We start from the raw sequence: 3016 nt of genomic DNA, 5'->3' as shown, positions 1-3016 counted from the left end.
CCGCGGCGCGACGGCTGCCGGCCATCGCCGCGATGGGCTTCGACGTGGTGTACCTGCCGCCGGTCCACCCCATCGGCACGACCTTCCGCAAGGGACCGAACAACACGCTGAACCCGGGACCGTACGACGTCGGGGTCCCGTGGGCGATCGGTTCGCCGGAAGGCGGGCACGACGCCGTCCACCCGGATCTCGGCACGATCGACGACTTCGACGAGTTCGTCCGCCGGGCCGCCGAGCTGGACCTGGAGATCGCTCTCGACTTCGCGCTGCAGTGCTCACCCGACCACCCGTGGGTGGAAAAGCACCCGGAGTGGTTCCACCACCGCCCCGACGGGACGATCGCGTACGCGGAGAACCCGCCGAAGAAGTACCAGGACATCTATCCGATCGCCTTCGACAAGGACATGCCGGGCCTGATCAAGGAGACGCTTCGCGTTCTCCGGTTCTGGATGAGTCACGGCGTACGGATCTTCCGCGTCGACAACCCGCATACGAAACCGGTCATCTTCTGGGAGCAGGTGATCGCGGACATCAACCGTACCGATCCCGACGTGATCTTCCTGGCCGAGGCGTTCACCCGCCCGGCGATGATGCACACGCTCGGTGCGATCGGATTCCAGCAGTCGTACACGTACTTCACCTGGCGCAACACCAGGGAGGAGCTGACCGAGTACCTCACCGAACTCTCCGGTGAGGCGGCCGCCTATATGCGGCCCAACTTCTTCGTCAACACCCCCGACATCCTGCACGAGTTCCTCCAGCACGGCGGCCGGGCGGCCTTCGAGCTGCGCGCGGTGCTGGCGGCGACGCTCTCACCGACCTGGGGTGTCTACAGCGGATTCGAGCTGTGCGAGAACGTGCCGGTGCGCGAGGGGAGCGAAGAATACCTGCACTCCGAGAAGTACCAACTGCGTCCACGGGACTGGGAGTCCGCGGAACAGGAGGGTCGTAGCATCGCCCCCCTGATCGCCGAACTCAACGCGATCAGGCGTCGCAGCCCTGCCCTTCGACAACTGCGCGACCTGCATTTCCACGAGACGGACAAGGAGGCGGTCCTCGCGTATTCGAAGTCCGTCACGGACGCACGTGGATCGAACACGGTTCTGGTGGTTGTGAACCTCGACCCTCACCACACCCAGGAAGCCACCATCTCGTTGGACATGCCACGACTCGGCCTCGACTGGCACGAGTCGGTGCCGGTGCGCGACGAGCTCACCGGCGAGATCTACCACTGGGGCAGGACCAACTACGTACGCCTCACGCCCGGACTGCGGCCCGCGCACGTCACCACCGTCCTGCGACCGTCCTCACCGCCCACCGGAGGGTCACCCACATGATCGTCAACGAGCCCGTCCCGGACACATTCGAAGACACCCCCGCCAAAGACCGGGACCCCGAATGGTTCAAACGCGCCGTCTTCTACGAAGTCCTCGTCCGCTCCTTCCAGGACAGCAACGGCGACGGCATCGGCGACCTCAAAGGCCTCACCGCCAAACTCGACTACCTCCAATGGCTCGGCGTCGACTGCCTCTGGCTCCCCCCCTTCTTCAAATCCCCCCTCAAAGACGGCGGCTACGACGTCTCCGACTACACCGCCGTCCTCCCCGAATTCGGCGACCTCGCCGACTTCGTCGAATTCGTCGACGCCGCCCACCAACGCGGCATGCGCGTCATCATCGACTTCGTCATGAACCACACCAGCGACCAGCACCCCTGGTTCCAAGCCTCACGCAACGACCCCCAAGGCCCCTACGGCGACTACTACATGTGGGCCGACGACGACAAGCAATACCCCGACGCCCGCATCATCTTCGTCGACACCGAAGCCTCCAACTGGACCTTCGACCCCCTCCGCAAGCAGTACTACTGGCACCGCTTCTTCTCCCACCAACCCGACCTCAACTTCGAAAACCCCGCCGTCGTCGAAGAAATCATCTCCGCCCTCCGCTTCTGGCTCGACCTCGGCATCGACGGCTTCCGCCTCGACGCCGTCCCCTACCTCTTCGCCGAAGAAAACACCGACTGCGAAAACCTCCCCGCCACCCACCACATCCTCAAACGCGTCCGCGCCGAAATCGACGCCCACTACCCCGACACCGTCCTCCTCGCCGAAGCCAACCAATGGCCCGAAGACGTCGTCGACTACTTCGGCGACTACACCACCGGCGGCGACGAATGCCACATGGCCTTCCACTTCCCCGTCATGCCCCGCATCTTCATGGCCGTCCGCCGCGAATCCCGCTACCCCGTCTCCGAAATCCTCGCGAAAACCCCCGCCATCCCCTCCGGCTGCCAATGGGGCATCTTCCTCCGCAACCACGACGAACTCACCCTCGAAATGGTCACCGACGAAGAACGCGACTACATGTACGCCGAATACGCCAAAGACCCCCGCATGCGCGCCAACATCGGCATCAGGCGGCGGCTGGCCACCCTCCTCGACAACGACCGCAACCAGATCGAACTCTTCACCGCCCTGCTGCTGTCACTGCCGGGATCGCCGATCCTCTACTACGGCGACGAAATCGGCATGGGCGACAACATCTGGCTCGGCGACCGCGACGCGGTGCGCACCCCCATGCAATGGACCCCCGACCGCAACGCCGGCTTCTCCTCCTGCGACCCCGGACGCCTCTTCCTCCCCACGATCATGGACCCCGTCCACGGCTACCAGGTCACCAACGTCGAAGCCTCCATGAGCAACCCCAGCTCACTGCTCCACTGGACCCGACGCATGATCGAAATCCGCAAACAGAACCCCGCCTTCGGCCTCGGCTCCTACACCGAACTCCCCTCCTCCAACCCCGCCGTCATCGCCTTCCTCCGCGAACACGGCGACGACCTCGTCCTGTGCGTCCACAACTTCTCCCGCTTCGCCCAACCCACCGAACTCGACCTCCAGACCTTCAACGGCCGCCACCCCGTCGAACTCATCGGCGGCGTCCGCTTCCCCGCCATCGGCGACCTCCCCTACCTCCTCACCCTCGCAGGCCACGGCTTCTACTGGTTCCGACTG

The 3016-nt window shown here is 64.8% G+C and carries 1 protein-coding gene and 1 pseudogene; both read left to right on the top strand.

Annotated features, from left to right (window positions below; translation table 11 throughout):
• A pseudogene (locus KUF83_RS37025) lies at positions 1 to 1337 on the top strand (alpha-1,4-glucan--maltose-1-phosphate maltosyltransferase); the annotation flags it as partial.
• The coding region (treS, locus tag KUF83_RS37020; RefSeq protein WP_217459448.1) for a maltose alpha-D-glucosyltransferase at positions 1334 to 3016 on the top strand (1683 nt) is incomplete at its 3' end. The pseudogene KUF83_RS37025 and the gene treS, both read left to right, overlap by 4 nt.

Origin of the sequence: Streptomyces sp. BV286 (assembly GCF_019090165.1) — a bacterium.
In the GTDB taxonomy this organism is placed as follows: Bacteria; Actinomycetota; Actinomycetes; order Streptomycetales; family Streptomycetaceae; genus Streptomyces.
This window is presented reverse-complemented; position numbering and strand designations above follow the sequence as displayed.